Source organism: Pseudomonas sp. DY-1 (assembly GCF_003626975.1).
Lineage (GTDB): Bacteria > Pseudomonadota > Gammaproteobacteria > Pseudomonadales > Pseudomonadaceae > Metapseudomonas.
In genome coordinates this window covers 1,509,069-1,529,101 of sequence record NZ_CP032616.1, presented here as the reverse complement: position 1 = coordinate 1,529,101, position 20,033 = coordinate 1,509,069, and the positions used below count along the sequence as shown (strand labels likewise).

The 20,033-nt window shown below is 64.1% G+C and carries 21 protein-coding genes and 1 pseudogene; 5 read left to right on the top strand and 17 right to left on the bottom strand.

The window, feature by feature from the left end:
* Positions 1–75 precede the first annotated feature (75 nt).
* The gene (rhtA, locus tag D6Z43_RS07445) at positions 76–969 is read right to left on the bottom strand and encodes a threonine/homoserine exporter RhtA (protein WP_120651332.1); all 894 of its coding nucleotides are present in this window, start codon (positions 967–969) and stop codon (positions 76–78) included.
* A gap of 58 nt (positions 970–1,027) precedes the next feature.
* On the opposite strand from rhtA, the gene D6Z43_RS07440 reads away from it, so the two are divergent.
* Positions 1,028–1,618, top strand: coding sequence for a helix-turn-helix domain-containing protein (locus D6Z43_RS07440; protein ID WP_256660967.1), 591 nt, complete (start codon positions 1,028–1,030; stop codon positions 1,616–1,618).
* A 95-nt stretch (positions 1,619–1,713) separates the two neighbouring features.
* Here D6Z43_RS07440 and D6Z43_RS07435 read toward each other — a convergent pair whose 3' ends face one another.
* Entirely contained in the window at positions 1,714–2,043 is a 330-nt protein-coding gene (locus D6Z43_RS07435; RefSeq protein WP_120651330.1) for a DUF5629 family protein, read from the bottom strand.
* 57 nt (positions 2,044–2,100) lie between these two features.
* The gene (locus D6Z43_RS07430) at positions 2,101–3,201 is read right to left on the bottom strand and encodes a 2OG-Fe(II) oxygenase (protein WP_120651329.1); all 1,101 of its coding nucleotides are present in this window, start codon (positions 3,199–3,201) and stop codon (positions 2,101–2,103) included.
* Positions 3,202–3,329: 128 nt separating this feature from the next.
* On the opposite strand from D6Z43_RS07430, the gene D6Z43_RS07425 reads away from it, so the two are divergent.
* Positions 3,330–4,316, top strand: coding sequence for a magnesium transporter CorA family protein (locus D6Z43_RS07425; protein WP_120651328.1), 987 nt, complete (start codon positions 3,330–3,332; stop codon positions 4,314–4,316).
* A gap of 1 nt (position 4,317) precedes the next feature.
* Here the strand turns inward: D6Z43_RS07425 and D6Z43_RS07420 are convergent, their stop codons facing one another.
* The 4 genes from D6Z43_RS07420 to D6Z43_RS07405 all read right to left on the bottom strand — a co-directional run bounded on the left by D6Z43_RS07420 (position 4,318) and on the right by D6Z43_RS07405 (position 6,694).
* Positions 4,318–4,638: a hypothetical protein gene (locus D6Z43_RS07420; RefSeq protein WP_120651327.1), complete on the bottom strand. Its 321-nt coding sequence runs from the start codon at positions 4,636–4,638 to the stop codon at positions 4,318–4,320.
* 137 nt (positions 4,639–4,775) lie between these two features.
* Complete coding sequence (locus tag D6Z43_RS07415; RefSeq protein WP_120651326.1) at positions 4,776–5,033, bottom strand: DUF2790 domain-containing protein; 258 nt, start codon at positions 5,031–5,033, stop codon at positions 4,776–4,778.
* Positions 5,034–5,078: 45 nt separating this feature from the next.
* Positions 5,079–5,639, bottom strand: a complete 561-nt coding sequence (locus D6Z43_RS07410) for a cytochrome b (protein ID WP_120651325.1) — start codon at positions 5,637–5,639, stop codon at positions 5,079–5,081.
* Positions 5,636–6,694: a catalase family peroxidase gene (locus D6Z43_RS07405; RefSeq protein ID WP_120651324.1), complete on the bottom strand. Its 1,059-nt coding sequence runs from the start codon at positions 6,692–6,694 to the stop codon at positions 5,636–5,638. The genes D6Z43_RS07410 and D6Z43_RS07405 overlap by 4 nt, the downstream gene beginning before the upstream one ends.
* 139 nt (positions 6,695–6,833) lie before the next feature.
* Between D6Z43_RS07405 and D6Z43_RS07400 the strand changes: the two genes are divergently transcribed.
* Both D6Z43_RS07400 and D6Z43_RS07395 read left to right on the top strand, forming a co-directional pair.
* Positions 6,834–7,340 carry a sigma-70 family RNA polymerase sigma factor gene (locus D6Z43_RS07400; protein WP_120651323.1) on the top strand — a complete coding sequence of 169 codons (507 nt, stop codon included), beginning with the start codon at positions 6,834–6,836 and terminating at the stop codon, positions 7,338–7,340.
* Positions 7,337–8,080, top strand: coding sequence for an anti-sigma factor (locus tag D6Z43_RS07395; RefSeq protein ID WP_120651322.1), 744 nt, complete (start codon positions 7,337–7,339; stop codon positions 8,078–8,080). The genes D6Z43_RS07400 and D6Z43_RS07395 overlap by 4 nt, the downstream gene beginning before the upstream one ends.
* A gap of 242 nt (positions 8,081–8,322) precedes the next feature.
* On the opposite strand, the gene D6Z43_RS07390 is transcribed toward D6Z43_RS07395, so the two are convergent.
* The 3 genes from D6Z43_RS07390 to D6Z43_RS07380 all read right to left on the bottom strand — a co-directional run bounded on the left by D6Z43_RS07390 (position 8,323) and on the right by D6Z43_RS07380 (position 12,276).
* Positions 8,323–9,543: a c-type cytochrome gene (locus tag D6Z43_RS07390; RefSeq protein WP_120651321.1), complete on the bottom strand. Its 1,221-nt coding sequence runs from the start codon at positions 9,541–9,543 to the stop codon at positions 8,323–8,325.
* A gap of 302 nt (positions 9,544–9,845) precedes the next feature.
* Positions 9,846–11,246 (bottom strand): dihydrolipoyl dehydrogenase, encoded by a 1,401-nt coding sequence (gene lpdA, locus D6Z43_RS07385; RefSeq protein ID WP_120651320.1) that lies wholly within the window; start codon positions 11,244–11,246, stop codon positions 9,846–9,848.
* A gap of 148 nt (positions 11,247–11,394) precedes the next feature.
* Positions 11,395–12,276 (bottom strand): RluA family pseudouridine synthase, encoded by an 882-nt coding sequence (locus D6Z43_RS07380; protein WP_120651319.1) that lies wholly within the window; start codon positions 12,274–12,276, stop codon positions 11,395–11,397.
* Positions 12,277–12,447: 171 nt separating this feature from the next.
* Here D6Z43_RS07380 and D6Z43_RS07375 point away from each other — a divergent pair, with 171 nt between their 5' ends.
* Positions 12,448–12,789, top strand: a complete 342-nt coding sequence (locus tag D6Z43_RS07375) for an I78 family peptidase inhibitor (RefSeq protein WP_120651318.1) — start codon at positions 12,448–12,450, stop codon at positions 12,787–12,789.
* On the opposite strand, the gene D6Z43_RS07370 is transcribed toward D6Z43_RS07375, so the two are convergent.
* The 7 genes and pseudogenes from D6Z43_RS07370 to D6Z43_RS07345 all read right to left on the bottom strand — a co-directional run bounded on the left by D6Z43_RS07370 (position 12,786) and on the right by D6Z43_RS07345 (position 19,998).
* The gene (locus D6Z43_RS07370; RefSeq protein ID WP_120651317.1) at positions 12,786–13,631 is read right to left on the bottom strand and encodes an EamA family transporter; all 846 of its coding nucleotides are present in this window, start codon (positions 13,629–13,631) and stop codon (positions 12,786–12,788) included. The two genes, D6Z43_RS07375 and D6Z43_RS07370, sit on opposite strands and share 4 nt — an antisense overlap.
* Positions 13,632–13,780: 149 nt before the next feature.
* Positions 13,781–13,873, bottom strand: a pseudogene (locus tag D6Z43_RS28720) (hypothetical protein); the annotation flags it as partial.
* 100 nt (positions 13,874–13,973) lie between these two features.
* On the bottom strand, positions 13,974–15,095 hold the full coding sequence (gene ald, locus D6Z43_RS07365; RefSeq protein WP_120651316.1) for an alanine dehydrogenase: 1,122 nt from the start codon (positions 15,093–15,095) through the stop codon (positions 13,974–13,976).
* Positions 15,096–15,227: 132 nt separating this feature from the next.
* Positions 15,228–15,998, bottom strand: coding sequence for a slipin family protein (locus tag D6Z43_RS07360; RefSeq protein WP_120651315.1), 771 nt, complete (start codon positions 15,996–15,998; stop codon positions 15,228–15,230).
* A 3-nt stretch (positions 15,999–16,001) separates the two neighbouring features.
* On the bottom strand, positions 16,002–17,384 hold the full coding sequence (locus tag D6Z43_RS07355; protein ID WP_120651314.1) for a nodulation protein NfeD: 1,383 nt from the start codon (positions 17,382–17,384) through the stop codon (positions 16,002–16,004).
* 220 nt (positions 17,385–17,604) lie between these two features.
* Entirely contained in the window at positions 17,605–18,564 is a 960-nt protein-coding gene (locus D6Z43_RS07350; RefSeq protein ID WP_120651313.1) for a homocysteine S-methyltransferase family protein, read from the bottom strand.
* A 282-nt stretch (positions 18,565–18,846) separates the two neighbouring features.
* Positions 18,847–19,998: a catalase family protein gene (locus D6Z43_RS07345; RefSeq protein WP_120651312.1), complete on the bottom strand. Its 1,152-nt coding sequence runs from the start codon at positions 19,996–19,998 to the stop codon at positions 18,847–18,849.
* Positions 19,999–20,033 lie beyond the last annotated feature (35 nt).

The following is a 20,033-nucleotide window of genomic DNA, read 5'->3' as shown; positions in this document are numbered from 1 at the left end:
CGCGGTCCGGATCGCTATAGCGTGCGGAGAATTACCTGACTTCCGCAAGAGGGTGTTCAACGGAAATGCCCGTGCTCAGTCGGCGGGTACCAGTGGCGGGGTCTGTTGGCGGGGTGTCGCGGTGACGGTGCAACCGACGGACGCAAGGATGATGCAGAGGATTGCCAACCATTGCAGCAGCGAAAGCTGTTCACCAAGGAAGATCAGGCCCGAGAGAGCACCAAAGGCTGGTTCGATGCTCATCAGGGTGCCGAAGGTCTGCGCCGGCAGGCGGGTGAGGGCGACCATTTCCAGGGTGTAGGGAATGGCGGTGGAAAGCAGGGCGACGGCCAGCGCCACGGGCAACAGTTCCGGGCGCAGCAAGTCGGCGCCGGCATGGGCGATGCCAATCGGGGCGACGAACAGGGCTGCTACCAGCACCCCCAGGGCAGCGCCTTGCATGCCATGGTCGTTACCGGCACGCGCGCCGTAGAGGATGTAAAGAGCCCAGCAGACGCCCGCGCCAAGTGCGTAGGCCATGCCGGTCAGGTCCAGGTGGCCTTCGCTCTTGCCCAGCGGCAGGAGAAGCCAGAGGCCCAGTACCGCCAGGCCAATCCAGATGAAGTCGATCGCCCGGCGCGATGCGAACAGCGCCACGGCCAACGGGCCGGTGAATTCCAGGGCGACGGCGATGCCCAGCGGAATGGTACGCAGTGACATGTAGAAGAGCAGGTTCATGCCGCCCAGTGCGAGGCCGTACATGATCAGCGGCAGCAGGGAATTCTTGCTGATGCGCGCGCGCCACGGGCGCAGGATCAGCGTAAGGATGACGGCGGCGAACACCAGGCGTAGTGCTGTGGTGCCCTGGGCGCCGATAACCGGGAACAGTGACTTGGCCAGGGAGGCGCCACTCTGGATCGAGGCCATGGCCACCATGAGGACGGCAACGGGTAGCAGGGTGGAAGCAAGGCGACGCGACAGCGAGGTCATGGAGGCAGATCCGGCAAGACGGTAGGGGTGGCGTGTTTTACTGGTTATGTGCAACATAATGCGCAAAAGCCAGGGTGTGAGCAATATGTTGCCCAAGTCAGATGAGCGCCCCAACGTCCTCGAACATGTTTCTGAAAACGTTCGCCGCCTGCGTCGCGCGGCGGGGCTGAGCCAGGAAGCCCTGGCCGGCGCCGCTGGTGTCAGTCGACGCATGCTGGTGGGTATCGAAGGCGGCGATGTGAATGTCAGCCTCGCCACGCTGGATCGCATTGCCGCAGCCCTCGGCGTGCTTTTCCCGGACCTGGTGCAACGGCCGGATCGTCCCGATCGCTCGCGTATCAATGCTGTCGCCTGGGTCGGCTCCAAGCCGGGTAGCCGCGCGACCCTGCTGGCCAGTTCCGCGACGCGACACGAGGTCGAACTCTGGAGCTGGTCGCTGGAGCCCGGTGAGCGCTATACGGCTGAACCGGATGCCGAGGGCTGGCGAGAGATGATCTACGTGATCGAGGGCAGCCTCAGTGTGCTGCGCGGCGAGGAGAAGCAGCAGGTGGGCGCCGGGGATTTCCTGGTGTTCGGCAGCGACCAGCTTTACACCTATGCCAATGAAGGCGACGTGCTCGTCCGCTTCATTCGCAATGTGCTGACCTGAACCTCAGAGGTACACCAGTCACTTACAGGTACAGCGGTATCGCTTGGCTGAACCGATCCTGCACTCGGTGCGCTGCGCGCACCGGTGGTGGAGTGTTACTCCTGCTCGTCTTCATCCTCTGCATCGCCGCCGACAGCGTCCAGGCAGAGCAGGGCGTGGTCGCCTTCGGCCCCTGCAAGTTTCCAGCAACCAGTGGCGCTGTCGAAGCGCGCAGATTGCACGGCCGCCTGGGTGAAGCGCCATTCGCGGCGGGTGCGTCCGTCCATGCACGCAATGCACAGCAACTGGGCCTCGGGTTCGCCGGGCTGGCCTGCTTGCAGCGCTTCCACCAGCACTTCGTCGAGATCGAACTCCCAGGCGTGCAGGTCGTCGATCAGCAGCATATCGGCGGCCAGCAGCGCATCCAGCAGGTTTTCGTGAGTCATCAGGCGTTCATCCATCATCAATTGCGGCGGGGGCGAAATGATAAAGCAGGTGGCTGATCACTGCTCGGCCTGACTGGCCAGGTACTGCTGGTTTTCTTCGCGAATGCGCCGGGCCTCTTCGTCATAGAGGAAGGGCAGGAACATGTAACGGCGGCCTTGCGTGACGGGCGTGGCCTCGTGCAGCAGCGAGCAGGAGAACACGACGGCGCCGCCCGTGGGGGCGCAGTAGAGGCTGCGGCCGAATTCCGGGAAGCGCAGTTGGCCGCCTTCGTACTCGCCGCTGTTGAGGAACAGGGAGACGGCGAAGCGGCGGTGTGCGGTGCCCTTGGTGGTGTTGTCGCGGTGGGGGCGGAAGTGGCCGCCTTCCGCGGCGTCGTAACAGGCGACCAGGTAGCGCTCCATGCGTGTGGCGTTGAATTGGAAGGCCTTCAGCAGTTCGGGGATCAGTCGCGTGGTGATGCGGTGCATGCAGGTCTGGCGCAATTGCTCGTCCTCCAATGCGCAATCGCGGCGGCGCTTGTGTTCGTGCTTGAGGACTTCGACCGTCATGCCGTCGCGTTCGATCATATAGCCGGATTCGCTTCCGCCCTGACGCTCGTAGTAATCGATCAGTTTCTGGCACAGGGCGGGTTCGAAGATGCGCGGGATCACCAGGACCGGCGCCTGAGGCTGGGCGGTAGCCGGTGCAGGGACGGGGTCCTGCGCCTGGAGCAGGGCGAGGACGTTATCGACATGGCCTTCGCCACCCGTGGCGATAGGCAGCACCGCAATCACCCGCAGCCGCGGGTCGAGCACATAGGTCATCTGGCGAATCGCGCCATTTTCCCGCTGGACGCCGTAGAGGTTGCAGATTGTGCGGTCGATGTCCCAGAAGAAGCGAACGCCTGGCAGTAGATCGCGGATGCGCTGCTGGTCGCGGTCGCGCGGGTCGACGATGACGCCGAAGAAACTCGCCTGGTCGTCGTTGAAATATTCGCGGCGCGCAAGCAGGTCTGTGAGTACGCGGGATGCCGTCGGGTCTGACGTCGAGCCGAGAAAGCTCAGGACGATGTAGCGTCCGGCTGCGGTGTCGAAGGTGAAACGCTCGCGGCTAGGGGTGCTGCTGGTGAACCAGGGCACCGCTTCGCCCGGCTCCACGGGTGATCTGCGCTGGGTCATGGTTGTCTCCTTTGCCTTGGTCTCAACCTAGCCCAGGTGCCGGGCGCGTGCCTCCCGGTCCGCCAGACGCGTCTTCGCAGGGCATGACCGGTGCTTTACTCATTCCCAGACGCCCAAGGAGCCAATGGATGATCCACTACTACGCGCAGGATGGCGGCGTCCTGCACGCCACTGCAGGCCAGCCCGGCGTGGCCATTCCGCCAGGCACCTTGTGGATCGACCTGATGGACCCCGAACCGGGGGAAGCGGCTTTCATCGCCGAGGCCCTGGGCGTGGAGATTCCAGGCCGCGAGGCCATTGTCGAGATCGAGGAAACCTCGCGCCTCTATCAGCACGCCGGCACCCTCTACATGAATGCCACCCTGGTGAGCGGCCTGCGCGAGCAGCGGCCGATCTCCAGCGACGTGATGTTCGTGGTGGCGCCCGATTACCTGGTGACAGTGCGCTACGCCAACCTGCCGTTCTTCGAATACCTGGAGGACAAGTTCCTTCGCGAGCCTGAGACTCACGCGTCCAGCGAGCAGATATTCCTCTCCCTGTGCGGCAGTGTGGTGGACCACATTGCCGACATGCTGGAGCTGATGCAGCGTGAACTGGATGAGATGTCCGGCGCGGTGTTCAGCGAGGAGCGCGGCGCAGCGCCCAGAAGCAAGGGCAGCCGGACCGACCTGCAACAGGTGGTCAAGCGCCTCGGCCGGCACAACTCGGCGCTGGTGAAGTTGCGCGAGAGCCTGACCGGCATGGGTCGGGTAGTGGACTATTCGAATGCGTGGTCGGAGCTCTGGCTGAGCGAGCAGGGGCTGGATCGCTCGCGTTCGATCGAGCGGGACATCCGCTCCCTGGTGGATTACGTGGCAAAGATGTTCGACGAGATCGCCTTCCTCCTTAGCGCCACCCTGGGGCTGATCGACATCGAGCAGAACAGCATCATCAAGGTGTTTTCCATTGCCGCCGTACTCTTCCTGCCACCGACCCTGGTGGGCACGGTGTACGGCATGAACTTTCGCTCGATGCCGGAGCTGGATTGGGCGTTCGGCTATCCGGTGGCGCTGGGCCTGATGGTGGTATCGGCGATCCTGCCGTATGCCTGGTTCAAGTGGAAAGGCTGGTTCTGACTCAGGGCTTGCGGGTGTCCAACAGGGTGTCGGCCTCGGCGATATGCGCCTTGCGCGACTTGCGTTCGAACAGGCACAGCTCGCGGCCGCGCTGGTCTTTCATATGGGGCTGGGGGTAGCGACCCTCGAGCACCAGGGCGGTCAGCCCGAGGCGGTCATCGAAGAGCACCGGCTGGCCGGCGGGATGGACGTCCTGCAGACCACTGACGGCCTTGCAGGCACTGAGCAGGCGGGCGTCGTGCTCCTTCCAGGCCTGGTCGCTGGAGGCGTGGGCCTGGGCGGCAAGAAGTGTGGCGAACAGTAGCGGGAACGGGTTTTTCAAGGGATAGACCTCGGGCGCGGTTGGCAATCTGCTATGGACCGCTGGCGAGAGCCCGGGTTTCGTAGGTTGGCGCTGAGCTTGCGAAGCCCAACGATCGGCTGTTGGGCTTCGTTGCGCTCAGCCCAACCTACGGCTTCTCAGTAGTCGTTCTTGCAGCCGGTGCCCCAGACCAGGTACTCCAGGGTCTTAGTCTGCATCTGGCTGTCTTCGTAGGTCATGCGTGCCGGCCCGATGCCGCAGAAAGTCGACAGGTCGGTCATTTCCAGGACCCGGGCGATATCCAGGTGCACGCCGTACTCGTATTGAGTAACCGGCGGTGCGCTCTGGCCCGTATTGGCGGCAAGGGCGACGGTGGAGACAAGGCTGAGGCTCAAGGCGACTACAAGGGTTTTCATGGTGGATTCTCCTGCTGGAGAGGGAATTTGCGGGTAGTCCCGCGTCTACTGACCATCGGGCATCGAAGGGATGCCGCTGCCGGTGGTCATGCTCGAGAGCACGTCATCCCTGCGGATGAGCGCGTGGTAGAGGGCCGCCGCCAGGTGCGCCAGGATGCTGATGAACAGCAGGTACGCCAGTACAGTGTGGGCCAGGCGCAACAGGGCATAGAGCTGCGCGTCCTGCGAGACGATGGGCGGCAGTAGCAGGGACTCGTGGAGCACCAGCGGATAACCGCCCGCCGATTGCATGGCCCAGCCCACCAACGGCAAGGCGAACATCAGGGCATAGAGCAGCAGGTGCGAAAGCTTGGCGATCCTCTGCTGCCAGCCGGGCATGTCGCTGGGCAGCTCTGGCACGGGGCGGGCCAGGCGCACAGCCAGGCGAATCAGCACCAGCACCAGAAGCACCAGGCCCAGAGGCTTGTGCACGGCAATCAGTAAGCTGTGGCGGGGGGACAGGTCGCCCACCATGCTGACGCCAATGAACAGCATGGCCAGCAAGAGGATCGCCATCAGCCAGTGCAGTACACGCAGCAACGGATTGAAATGGGTCGGTGCGCTCATGGCTGGGCTCCTTGCTCGGGGTGTGGCGCACCTTCACGGGTGCGGCGGTTGTAGGACACGGCATAGGCGGCCGAGCGCGCGGCGAGAATCGGGTCGTCCGAGGCCTCGATGCCGCCGGGCAACACCAGTGGGTCGTAGTTGATGTCGCGGCAGGCGCCGGTGTCCTGAGATTCTGCGCTTTCCACCACCAGGGTGCCGGCGTCCACCTGCTTGCGATCGGCCGGCCATTGGCGAGTTGCGTCGTGGGTGGGGTCCCCGAGGTCGGCCAAAGTCAGTATCAGATGCCAGCGCAGGGGGCCCTGGGAGAGGCGCTGCTGCAGGTCATGACTGAGAAACTCCGGGTCGTTACCGGCTTCGCCAATTGGTTCAAAGGGCGTCTCGGGCTGCATCGACCAGCGCACGTAGTGGCCATTATCGTCGGCATCCACCAGGCGGAAGGCATTGACGCCGTTGTAGGCGACGTTGGCGAAGCTGTTGCTGGGTTTCGCGGTCTGGGCCCATTGGCGGAAGGCAGTACTTTCCGGGTGGGCGGCGAAGAATGCCTGCATCTTTGCCGGGTCCGGCTTGCCGGTAGCGGGGTCGGGACGCGAGGCCAATACCTGTTCGTAGAACGCTTCCGGAGTGGCTACCGGCAACACTGGGAAAGAGTTCATGCCAGTGCGCCACTGCTCTCCACCGGGTAGCTGGAAGAGCAGGGCCATGCTGCGGACCGGAACGCCGGCGTCCGGTACGTGCGGATTGCTCCCGCCAATGGCCAGGCGACCGATCACCGGCACTTTGCCGGGCGCGAATACGCTGGCGCGGGACAGGCTTGTCGCTTGGCCGCTGCTCTCGAAGTGCCCGGTAATGCAGATGCCTTTCGCGTGGTTCTTGCGGTAGCCGGGAAACTTCCCGGCGTTGGCCTCGAAGGCGTCGATGATTTGTTGTGGCGTCAGACGTTCGCCGCCGATCCAGCCGGCGGCATAGGCGAAGCCTGCTGCCAGGCCGCCAATGGTCAGGCTGATCACGGCCAGCCGTGCCGCCAGGTCTAATCCCTTGGGTGTTGCCTTGCTCATGCGATACTCCCGGGCGATATGCCCTTGTCCATGAGCCGGTATGACGCAGGCGGGCGACCTTTATTCCCGGCCGGGAATAAAATCCTGCTTCGCGCGTCTACCCGTCGCACCCTTGGCAAGAGCGGCACACGAACTGGCTATGAACATGATTGAAGACGCGGAACTGCGGGAGTTGTTACAGCGACTGCGGCGTTTTGCTCTGTGGCTGACGCGCAATGCCAGCAGTGCCGACGACCTGGTCCAGGCGACACTGGAACGAGCGCTTTCCCGCTGGAGCAGCAAGGGCGACGGCAACCTGCGCGCCTGGTTGTTTTCCATCCTCTACCGGCAGTTCCTCGATGGTCAGCGCCGCGCCCGACGTCATGCGCGGCTGCTGGAGTTCTTCGGCGCGCGTAGTGAGGAAGCGCCGTCCACCGAGGACCTCGTGGTCAACCAGGCCACCCTGGAAGCCTTTGGCCGGCTGCCGGCGGAGCAGCGTGCGCTGTTGCTGCTGGTGAGCGTCGAAGGGCTCAGCTACAAGGAGATCGCTGAAACCCTGGCAATCCCCATCGGCACCGTGATGTCCAGGCTGTCCCGCGCGCGCAAGGCGCTGCGCGAACTGGCCGAGGGCGAGATGTCCAACCCTCAGCTTCGGGTACTCAAATGAACGTATTCCATCCCGGTGAAGACGACCTGCACGCCTATCTCGACGGCCAGCTGGATGCTGAGCAACGCCAGGCGGTGGAGGCTTATCTGGCAGCCAACCCTGAGGCGGCGGCGCAAGTGGAAGCCTGGCGCCGCGACGCTCAGGCGCTACGGGCGGCACTCGCCAGTCCGGGGTTGGCACCTAACCCGCGCCTGGACCCCCGGGCGATACGTCGCTCGATGCACGCGCGCAAGCAGCGGCGCCTCGCCTTGGCCGCGTCCTTCGTGCTGGCATTGGGTGCTGGTGGCATCGGTGGTTGGCAGGCACGGGACATGAGCCTCGCGGCCGCGAATCCACCCATGCAGGACGCCCTGCAGGCCCACCGGCTGTTTTCGGCGAGTCCTGTGGTCGATATCCAGGTGACCCGGCCCGGAGAACTCCAGGCCTGGCTGGACCAGCGCTTCAGCCACGCGGCGCGGATTCCCGATCTCAGCCCCTATGGCTTCAACCCGGTGGGTGGGCGCTGGCTGGTGACGGAGCAGGGGGCCGCGGCGTTGTTGCTGTTCGAGGATGGCCAGGGGCAACGGGTCAGCCTGTACCTGCGAGCGCCGGGCTCGCTCTATCCGAGCATGAAGAGGGGCCAGCGTCGCGACGGCGAACTGGAGGCGCGGTACTGGTCGAGGGATGGCTACAACTACGCGCTGGTAAGCCGCGAAGGCGACCCGCGCGGAGATGTTCTGGGCAGGGCGCTTTCGTTCTGATGGGAGGGGTCTCTGGGGGGATGAGGTCACTCCGGTAGGGTTTGCCGTGCGCACCGGCGGTGTGACGGGGTGTCGAAGCGGTTCCTGAAGTCGATGCGCACAGCGCACCCTACGGTCTGATCCTATGGGGGGAACTCATTGGCTATGTCGGTACAGGAGCCTTGTAGGCGCTAACTTGCTAGCGAATAAGGGGCTATTCGCTGGCAAGCCAGCTCCTACGGGCAATGCAGCTTCTCGCGACGTCACAGCGACTTCAGGTATTCCGCGATATCTGCGATATCCGCCTGGCTCAAACCGAGCGACTTTTTGGTGTTGTAGGTCGCTACCACGGCTTCCAGGGTTGGAGCGGTGCCGTTGTGAAAATACGGCGGATGTTGCCAGACGCCTCGTAGCGGTGAGGTCCGATACTGCTTGGTCGCGCCACGCGAGGCATAGCTGGGAGCACCTTCGGGTTCGGGCTCGCTGACCACTTCAGCAAGGGCATGCAGTCGGGTATTGGCGTCAGTGAACTTGGGCCCGCTGTGGCAGGTAGCGCAGCGGGCAGCGCCGTCGAACAGGACCTTGCCGTGTTGCGCTGCCTCGGCATCGATGCGTGCGGGTGGTCGTGGCGCTTCCAGAGACAACTGGTACGCCTGCAGGGCCGGCAGCTTGCTGCTGATCAGATCGTCGCTGCCATTGGTGACGCTGACCCCCGTGCGTGGTTCGGTGAACGTGCCATGCCCGCCCATCTGAGTGACACCGACGTAGCGGTTCCAATAGGCAATGTTGTCGCCATCGCCGGTGAAGGTCACCCGGTTGAGGCCCGCCAGACCATAGGCAGGGGGGATGACCACGGGCCCGTTTCGGCCGTCCAGGTTGTAGCGCGGATCGTATTTGCCTTTGCCCCACGACTTGTAGACGGCTTTCTGCTCCGCGGTCAGCGCTGCCGACATTGCAATGATGGCGCCCACATCGAGGTCGCGGTTAGGCCAGCCGTCGAGCCGGTGGCCGATGCCAGGGAGCAAGGCATTATCGACGGTGGAATGGCATAACGCGCAGGTCACCCCAAGGGTCGCGATGCGGCCTTTCTCGTCGAAGGTTGCCTTTAATCCGACTACGGCGTCCTGCCGCAATAATTCGCGCGTGCCGCTGGCGAACAATGGGTTTTTCAGCACGAACTTGGTGAAATCCAGCTTGTCGAGGTCTACCTTCAGCCCCAGTGCCAAGGCTTCCACTGGCTGGATCTCACTGTCGACGATCTCGTGGAGTCGCAACGTCTGGGTCCAGTGCGTCTCGTTGCCGAAGGTGTCGAAGCGGAAGATCTGCTTGCCGGCTTCGATGGTCGCGGGATCGTTCACCCCTGTATCCGCCGTAGCGGGTTCGCTATCAGCGGTCCCCGACTCCGAATCCGTGCCGCTGCCGGCGCCGCAGCCAACCAGGGCAAGCAATGCCCACACGCATGAGCAAGACAGAAACTTCGTCATCTGTGTCCTCCCGGGCCTGCCACTCAATAGCCGTGGCGGCCCCTGGCGATGTGGCGCAATCTGCTTCCGGTCGGGGAGCGGTGCCTTGTGGCAAGCGCTTCATTAGTTGGATAAGGGCCTGGCGGATGAGTTCGACATTTTCCTGAGCTGCTGCACCGAGCATCTACCGCCTCGGGCGGAGACTGCGTTGCGACTTGGGGAGTAGCACTGGAGGCGGGTATCACCGAAGGCGGTGACCCGTAGGATGGGACGCGAAAACCCTGCGCGCGGGCTCGGCCCATCCTCCGAGGGTGAACGTGGGATCAGGCCTGCATCGCCGCACCGTGCACATCCATCGCGGCCTGGCGCAGGGCTTCGGAGCGGGTCGGGTGCGGGTGGCAGGTGAGGGCGATGTCTTCGGCCGAAGCTGAGAACTCCATGGCCACGCAGTACTCGCCGATCATTTCGCTGACGCTCGGACCAACCATGTGCACACCCAGCACTTCGTCCGTGCGCTCGTCCGCCAGGACCTTCACGAAGCCTTCGGTCTCATGGTTGATCTTGGCCCGGCTGTTGGCGGTGAAGGGGAACTTGCCGACGCGGTAGGGACGGCCTTCAGCCTTCAACTGTTCTTCGCTCTTGCCTACGCTGGCCACTTCCGGGCGGGTATAGATCACGCTCGGGATTAGGTTGTAGTTCACCTCGGCAGCCTGTCCGGCGATGCGCTCGATGCAGACGATGCCTTCGTCTTCGGCCTTGTGCGCGAGCATTGCGCCGGAGGTGACGTCTCCGATCACCCAGACACCGGGAGCCGTTGTCTGGTGGCGTTCGTTGGTGAGCACACCGCGGTTATCGGTTGCCAGACCCACGGTCTCCAGGCCCAGCCCTTCGGTGTAGGGCCTGCGGCCGATGGCGACGAGCACGTAGTCCGCTTTGAGATTCTCCGCAAGGCCGCCTGCGGCCGGCTCGATGGATAGCTCGACGCCGGTCTTGTCCGACTTGGCGCTGGTGACCTTGGAGCTGAGCTTGAAGGTCATGCCCTGTTTGGTCAGGGAGCGTTGCAGGGTTTTCGCGGCTTCCTCGTCCAGGCCAGGGCAGATGCGGCCCAGGTACTCGACCACGGTCACCTGGGCGCCTAGGCGACGCCAGACCGAACCGAGCTCCAGTCCGATGACGCCAGCGCCGATCACCACAAGGTGCTTGGGCACCTCCGGCAGCGACAGGGCTCCGGTTGAATCGAGGATGCGCTCGTTGTCGATGGTCACGCCGGGCAGGGGACTTGGTACCGAGCCGGTGGCGACGACGATGTTGCGGGCCTCCAGCGTCTGCTGCTGGCCGTCGGCCGAGGTCACCACGACTTTGCCGGCGCCGTCGATGCGGCCCCAGCCCTTGACCCATTCCACCTTGTTCTTGCGGAACAGGAACTCGATGCCCTTGGTCAGCGCGGCGACGCTCTCGGCCTTCTGTTTCATCATCTGTGCGAGGTCCAGCTTGGGTTCGACCTGAATCCCAAGGATGGCGAACTCCTTGCCGGAGGCCGCTTCATAGAGTTCGGATGCGTGGAGCAGGGCCTTGGACGGCATGCAGCCGACGTTCAGGCAAGTGCCGCCGAGGGTGTCCCGACCCTCGACGCAGGCCACCTTCATGCCCAGTTGCCCGGCCTTGATCGCCGCGTTGTAGCCGCCTGGGCCGCCGCCTATCACCACCACGTCGTACGCACTCATGGATTCACCTCGGTCAGGAATTCGTAGGGGGAAAGCAGAAGACTAGTGGACAACGGGCAGCCTTCCAGCCCGGTAATATCTCGCTTGAATTATGGTTGTAATATTATTCGTGGCGTATTCGCCGTCAAGCGCAGTTGGATCGGGGTGGTCACCAGTCCAGGCGTAGTTGGCTCTCGAAGTGGCGCGACTCGCCGCTGATGGGGTCGTCGAAGGCCAGGCTGCGGGCCAGCAACTTGAGGGGGCGCTGGTAGTCGTCCGAGCCGCCCTTGTCGGTCAGCTCCGGGTAGAAGCCGTCATTGCAGATCGGCGCGCCGAGGGCGGCCAGGTGCACCCGCAGCTGGTGCTGTTTGCCGGTGATGGGCGAGAGGTCGTAGCGCCAGAGGTCGCCATTCTTCTCCAGCACATCCAGGCGCGTGCGGGTGTTCGGCTCGCCTTCCATTTCCTGCATGCGGAAGAAGGGCTCGCCCTTGCCGAGGCGGGTTTCCCGCAGGAGTGGAAAGTCCAATCCTGGCAGGGCCGGGGCGATGGCTTCGTAGCGCTTGTGGATTTCGCGGTCGCGGAATAGCGCGTGGTAGATGTTGCGGCTGGCCGGGTTCGCGGAGAACAGCACCAGGCCGGCGGTATGGCGGTCGATGCGGTGCAGGGGAACCAGGTGGGGATTGCCCAGGCGCCGTGTCAGGCGCGCCTGGAGGGTTTCCTCGACGTACTCGCCGGCAGGCATCACCGGCAGGAAGTGCGGCTTGTCGGCTACCACCAGATGCTCATCGACGTGCAGCACCGATTCCTCGAAGGGGATGATCTTCTCGTCCTTCACTTCGCGGTAGTAGTGCACTCGTAATGCCAGCTGGTAGGGATGCGCCGGCCCAATCCGGTTGCCGTCGCCATCCGTCACCTTGCCGCTGTGCATACGCTCCACCCAGGTCTCGCGGGCGATAGCAGGAAAGCGCTCGCAAAGGCAGTCCAGCACGGTGCTCCAGTTGCCCGGGGGCAGGTGGAGGACGCTGGGGCGGATGCTCGGGTTATGGGACATGTAGTGTTTCGGCGCGTTTCAGGGGCCGGGCATTAGGCCGCACATGACTGACCGGAGTCAAAGGCAGAGGATAGAATGCACCCGCCGTGCGCCGGCGGGCAGGAGCCCCGCCGCATTTGCCGTTCCATTGCAGGCGCACGCCAGGACATTCGTTCAAAAGAGGACCGTTGTATGCACTTCAAGTCGATTTCTCTCAGTCTTGCCTTTGCCGGCCTGCTCCTGGCCGGTTGCAGCTCGACCGACAAACCAGAAACCCCCGACGCGCCTGCAGCCGAAGAAAGCACCAGCGCTGCTGCGCCTTCGCTCTCTGGCACTTGCGACAGCTCGGCGGTCTCCGCCCTGGTGGGCAAGACCGCCAATGTCGCACTGGTCGAGCAGGCCAAGCGTCAGTCCGGTGCCGAAACCGCTCGCGTGCTGCGTCCCAACCAGCCGATCACCATGGACTACAACTCCCGTCGCCTGAACATCGACGTGGACGCGACTGACGTCGTCAAACAGTTCAGCTGCGGCTAAAGCAGTCGGAGTATCGCCACGCCTGCTGCTATCACCCCGCAGGCCAGCAGGCGGATCGGTGGCGCCGGCTCCTTGAGCAGTAATGCACCGATCAGCAGCGCGAACAGCACGCTGGTTTCCCTCAATGCGGAGACCAGCGCCACCGGCGCCCGGGTCATGGCCCAGATGGCAATGCTGTAGGCCGCCAGCGACATCGCCCCTCCCGCCAGGCCGCCACGCCAGTGGGGCCCCAGTTGCAGGAAAGTTCGAGACCCTCTGGTGATAGCGATTACCACGACCATCACCAGGGCGTTCACCGAGAACAACCACATCGAGTAGGAGAGCGCATCGCCATTGCTCCGTGCCCCGGTGGCATCGGACAGCGTGTAGCCGGCGATGAACAGCGCTGTCATCAGGGCGCTGCCGACCAGCGATGCATGGAGGGGCTCCTTGCCGCGACCGCCGCGCACTGCCATCAACAAGATCCCACCCACCAGCACCAGTAGCCCCGTCAGCTCACCCAGGCTGATTCGGTCACCCAGCAGCAACACCGACAGCGCCGCCACCATCAGCGGCGAGCTGCCGCGCGCCAGCGGGTAAACCTGCCCGAGGTCGCCGTGCTGGTAGGCGCGGGCCAGGTAGACGTTGTAGCCAATGTGGAAAATCGCGGAGAGCACGATCCAGGGCCAGGCTTCCAGCCTGGGCACAGCCACGAAGGGCAGTGCGAGAAGCGCGACCAGGCCGGCGGCGATCTGGATCAGGGAGGCGGTGAGGAAGCGGTCGAGACCGATCTTCAGCAGTGCATTCCAGCCGGCATGCAGCGCGGCGGCAGTAATGACCATGAGGAAGACGGAGGAATCCACGCGGGGCGATCCTTGGGCGCTGTGGGAGAGCGAGATAGTGCCACAGCGGTCGCCCTGAGCGCGGAATCTGGCACCTCACTTGTAGGGGCGAGCTTGCTCGCGAAGCGTCCGAGCACGATCTTTCGCGAGCGAGCTCGCTCCTACTGCTGTCAGATGCGGAAGCTACCCGCCAGCTGTTGCAGGCGCGCGGCCTGCTGGTCGAGGTCGGCGCAGGCGCGCAAGGTGGCCTGGAGGTTTTCCACGCTCGGATGTACAGCTTTGAGTCGGGACGTGGCGAGCATCGCGACTGAAGTCGCTCCCACAAGGGACCACCTGTGGGAGCGACTTCAGTCGCGAAAAGGGTCAGAGCTGCTTGAGCATCTCCTCCAGATGCACGTAGTCCAGATGATGCGCGGCGGCGACGCTGCCATTGGTGAGTCGCCCCTTGGCAACGTTGAGGCCATGGCGCAGGTGCAGGTCGTCTTCCAGGGCCTTGCGTGTTCCCTTCTGCGCCAGGGCGATGACGAAGGGCAGGGTGGCGTTGTTCAGGGCGAGGGTGGAGGTACGTGCCACGGCGCCGGGCATGTTGGCAACGCAATAGTGCACGACGCCATCCACTACGTAGGTGGGCTCGGCGTGGGTGGTGGCCCGCGAGGTTTCCGCGCAGCCGCCCTGGTCGATGGCGACGTCCACCATCACCGCGCCATCCTGCATGCGTGCCACCATTTCGGCCGTGACCAGTTTGGGTGCCGCGGCGCCGGGAATGAGCACCCCGCCAATCACCAGGTCCGCCGCCAACACCTGTTCGCGCAAGGCACTGTGGGTCGAATAGAGGGTTGTGATGCGATTGCCGTAGAGGGAATCCAGCCGGCGCAGGGCATCAACGCTCTTGTCCAGTACGGTGACGTTGGCCCCGAGACCAACCGCCATGGCCAGCGCATGGGTGCCGACGACTCCGCCACCCAGCACCACCACCTTGGCCGGCGCTACACCGGGTACGCCGCCGAGCAGCACGCCCCTGCCGCCTTTGGCTTTTTCCAGACAGCTGGCGCCGGCCTGGATGGACATGCGCCCGGCCACTTCCGACATGGGCGCGAGCAACGGCAGTCGGCCGTGACTGTCGGTGACGGTCTCGTAGGCGATGCAGGTGGCACCGGAGGCGATCAGTTCGTCGGTCTGGGGACGGTCCGGTGCCAGGTGCAGGTAGGTGAATAGGGTCTGCTCGGGGCGCAGGCGGGCGCGCTCCTGGGTGAGCGGCTCCTTGACCTTGACGATCAGTTGGCCCTGCTCGAAGACCTCGCCGGCGCTGCTGGCCACCTTGGCACCCGCGGCCTGGTAGTCCTCGTCGGAGAAGCCAATGGCGGCTCCAGCCTTGGTCTCTACCCAGACTTCATGCCCCAGGCGGGTCAATTCGGCCACAGATTGCGGGGTCAGGCCGACCCGATACTCGTGGTTCTTGATCTCCTTCGGCACTCCGATACGCATGGCGACCTCCAGGGTTCTTGTTGTCCTTGGAACAAGTGTAGAAACCCCGGCATAGCGGCCCCGCCGAATACGGGAGCCTTTTCAGGGAATCTCCCTGAAAAGTGCGAGGAAAACAGGGTGTGGGCCGATATCTCAATCCTTGCTGTTCTTTTGCTTCCCGTCATCGCTCATGCCACCGAGCAAATCCACTGGCAACGGGAAGACGATAGTGTTGGTCTTGTCGCCAGCGATGGCGTTCAGCGTCTGCATGTAGCGCAACTGCATGGCGCCGGCCTGGCGGCTAAGCATCTCGGCGGCCTGCATCAGCTTCTCGGAGGCTTGCAGCTCACCTTCGGCATGGATCACCTTGGCCCGCCGCTCACGCTCGGCCTCGGCCTGGCGGGCGATGGCTCGAACCATGGTTTCATTGAGGTCGACGTGCTTGATCTCGACATTGGAGACTTTGATCCCCCAGGCATCGGTCTGAGCATCCAGCGCCTGCTGGATGTCGACGTTCAGGCGTTCGCGTTCGGCCAGCATCTCGTCCAGCTCATGCTTGCCGAGCACCGCGCGCAGTGTGGTCTGGGAGAGCTGGCTGGTGGCCATGAGGAAGTTCTCCACCTGGATGATGGCGCGCTCCGGGTCAAGCACGCGGAAGTACACCACCGCGTTGACTTTCACCGAGACGTTGTCGCGGGAGATCACGTCCTGGGGCGGAACGTCCATGACCACGGTTCGCAGGTCGACTCGAACCATTTGCTGGATGGCCGGGATGATCAGAACCAGCCCCGGACCCTTGATCTTCCAGAATCGCCCGAGTTGGAACACTACGCCGCGCTCGTACTCGCGCAGGACACGGATGGCCGATACCGCCAGGACGATCAATAGGAACAGGAGGGTGGCAAAGCTCAGCGGAAAGGCCATGTTTCAGTCTCCTCTGGGCGGACGCTCATCCGCCGTCACGTCCAGCAGCAGTCCATTGCGTGCCAGCACGCGCACGCGCTGGCCGCTCCTCAAGGGGGCATCGCTGCGCACCTGCCAGCGCTCGCCCTGCAACTGGACCCAGCCAATGTGCGGGTCGTCCACCCCGAGATCGAGCAGGGTGGTCTGGCTGCCCACCAGTCCGGCATCGCCGCTGACCAGTGCGCGCCGCCGGGAACGAACGGCCATGGCGAGGATGGCGAAGATCACCAGTGCGCTCGACAGGGCCACGGTGATGATCAGCGAAAGCGGGATGCCGTAGCCCGGAACTTCGGTGTCGATCAGGATTACTGCGCCGACGACGAAGGCGGCGATGCCGCCGAATCCGATAATGCCGAAGCTGGGCATGAAGGCTTCTGCCGCCATGAACAGGATGCCCAGGAGGATCAGCGCGATGCCGGCGAAGTTCACCGGCAGCAGCTGCAGCGCATAGAGCGCGAGGATCAGGCAGATGCCGCCGATCACGCCGCCAACGCCACTACCGGGATTGGAGAACTCGAAGATCAGGCCGTAGACGCCGATCATCATCAGGATCAGCGCCACGCTGGGATTGGTGATGACCGCGAGGATCTGCGCGCGCCAGTCCGGCTCGTGCTGCACCAGCCGCGCACCATTGGTGGCCAGTGAGATTTTCTGTCCGGCGACTTCCAGGTTCTTGCCGTCCAGTTTGGCGAGCAGGTCCGGTACATCCCGGGCTAGCAGGTCCACTACTTTCAGGCGCTGGGCATCGGTGGCGGAGAGACTGACGGACTCGCGCACTGCGCGCTCGGCCCACTCGGCGTTGCGCCCGCGAAGTTGCGCCAGTCCGCGGATATAGGCCGCTGCATCATTGACCTGTTTGCGAGCCAGGGTTTCCTCGTTACCCGCTGGCGCGGTCTTGTCGTCTTTTGGCTTCTCGTCCTTGCCGCCGGCAGGCTTGTCGCCTTCAGGTTGGCCGGGCATGCCGCCGATCTGCACCGGTGTAGCTGCGCCCAGGTTGGTACCTGGTGCCATGGCCGCGATGTGGCTGGCGTAGAGGATGTAGGTGCCGGCACTGGCGGCCCGTGCGCCACTGGGGGCGACGAAGCTGGCCACCGGTACGGGGCTGGCGAGTATCGCCTTGATGATGCTGCGCATGGAGGTGTCGAGGCCGCCAGGGGTGTCGATCTGGATGACCACCAGTTGCGCCTTGTCTTCCTCGGCGCGTTCGATTCCCCGGGTCAGGTAGTCGGCGGTGGCAGGCCCAATGGGGCCGTCGATGGAGAGCACGCTGATGCTTCCCGCGGCCAGCAGCGTGCCGGGAGCGATCAGGGCCAGGCACAGGAGCCTGCTTAGTAGCCAGCGGATCATGGTGACCTCACGCCGTGCGTGTTCACCTAAAGCATAGTTGACGTCTTTAGTCGGGTATTTTCGACGGGAAAGCCAGGTGCAAGGGAATGCGTGCAAAGGAGATGGCTGCCTTGTGAGGGTGACTTCAGCTGCTGAGCAGGACCAAGTCCTGCCCGCCAATGTCCAGGATCGCTGAGCGGCCCATAGCGATTGAAATCGCCCCCACAAGGATCGCGCCACCCTACAACGCTGCACGGAACAGCGGCTTGCACGCCTTGGCCATCTGCTCGATATGGCGGTGGTCGGTGCCGCAGCAACCACCCATGACATTGATGTGCGGCAGGCGCTGGCGCAGCCAGGCATATTGTGCGCCAAGCTCCTCGGGGTCGCCGCTGTCAAGCGCGATGGCCTCGTTCAACTCGGCATGGCTCTTGCGCGAGGCATTGGCGCGCAGTCCGCGTATGCGTTGCACCCAGCGGCTTCCAGGAACGAGCACATCCTCGAAATGGTCAGGGTGGGCGCAGTTGATCATGTAGTAGGCCGGGTAGGAGGCCGTGGCCCTGTCGACCTGTTCGAGGGCTTCTTTCAGGTCCTGGCCGGTGGGCAGCCTGCCATCGGTTTCCACCGTGAAGGCGATAGCCACGGGCATCTGTGCCGCGCGTGCAGCAAGGGCGATACCCAGCGCTTCCTCCACATAGTTCATGGTCATGGCGGTGATCATGTCGGCGGAGGTTTCGGCAAACACGCCGATCTGCTCGCTGTGGTACTGCTGGGCCTCGTACTCATCCATGGTCTCATCGGCGATATACCCATCTCCCCGGGGACCGACACAGCCGCTGACAACCACGGGAGTGCGACCACTTTCCACTTCTCTACGTAGCTCGTCCAGGAGGGCGATGGCCTGGCGGTTAGCCTCGGCCAGTCCCTGGGGGGTGAAGCCGAGGTGACTGGCCCAGTCGGGATTGGCGCGCCAGGTCGGACTTTCCAGGATCAGGCCGGTGCCGTAGTGGCTGGCGATGGCGCAATAGGTGCGGAAGTACTTGCGCAGGGCTTCCTGGCCATCCGGGTAGTTGAGCAGCACGAAGGCTGCGAAGTCGGGGAGGGCAAGCCCCTCGTGGAAGACCAGGGTGGTCTCGATGCCACCATCGGTCAGGAATAGTTCACCCTCCAGTTGTGGCAGGGCATCGCGATATTGGGCCATGGCCTGGACTCCGTGACCGGTAGATGTTCGCTGTCCGGAGCGGGCTTCTTGGCGAAGACGGAGCGGGCAGCCGGGCTGGCCTCGGGCTGGTTCCGCGATTGATGGGGTGGCCCGTAGGCAATGCACCGGGCGGGCTGTGGGCGCCCGGCAGGTAAGAGAAAAGGCTAGCACCGCCGCGAGACGCGGCCTGGCTGGGCTGATGGGTGGGGATGGCGGAGCGTGCAGTCTTTGAGTGTGGGAGCGAATTTATTCGCGCATGAATTCGTTCCCACAGGTATGTCCTCAACGGCTGGTCGCGTCGGACGCTCCATTGCGCTCATGGCGATACGCGCTCACGGCTTCGTACACCGCCTTGCGCAGGCGGTTGATGCCGCCGATGGGGCGATGCTCCGGCAGGCCGTGCCAGGGGTTGAAGGAAAGGTTGTCACAGGCAAGGTTCTGTTCGCGGCTGTCGAAATCCTGGGCCGGAACCTTGATGGTGGCGACGGTCACGAAGGGAGAGACGGACTCGTCCCACTCGACGCTGGTGTCTTCGATCGGCATGTAGTGCTGGGCATTCTGCTTCTGCACCTGGAATGCGAAGCAGGCCGGCACACGGTCAAGGGACAGTTGCTGGTACAGGGCGTTGCGCAGGAAGTTGGGGAGCGCGGTGTTCTGTTCGGGCAGCTCATACGGCGGGCAGCTTTGCGGGGCGGGAATGACGCGGTACTTGATGTTCGCCTCGCCCAGCTTGTACGGCGAGATGGAGCTGTAGGTCGCGCTGACCGGGCTGTCCGGTGCCGGGGCCAGGGTCTTAAGGGCGATGACCAGGTGGCGGATCTCCCAGGTGCGCGGGTCCCAGCTGGGGAAGAAGGCGCCGACCTTCTCGCCGTTGGCCTGGGCGTTGAAGTTCTGCCGGTACTCGGCCACGTCACGAACGAAGAACACCGGATGGTTGAACATCACGAAGTCCTGCTCGTTGGTGTGCGTCGGGCTCTTCATCAGTTTCTCGCCGGGCACGTCGAGCAGTTTGATGGCCATGCCGCGAGCGTCCCGCGCGCTGTCGAACTGCGGGAAGGCGTTGCCATTGGACAGGCGAATCCAGGCTTCCCAGGTCTTGCCCGGTTCGGCGAAGACGCCGGCGCGCAGGCCTTGATCGAGGTCGGGCACGACGCTGACCTGCGCCTTCACGCAACCATGGGCCTTGGCGTGGGCGTCGCGCAGTACGCGGGTGTTGTCGCGGTGCTGTTCGACGATGCGGACGGCGTCGTCGATGATGGCGCGGGTCTGTGCCGCCTCATCGGCAGGGATGACCTCCTCGCTTGGCACCGGACCGGAGAATTTCCAGCCGTAATAGGCCTCGCCAGCCAGCCAGCCGACCAGGCCGACCACCAGCACGAAGAGAGTGAGCTTGCCGAGTAGTCGGCCGAGCCAGAGCCAGAAACGCTTGAGCATGGGAGCTTGGGTCCTTGTTCTGCGTGGTAGGGGCG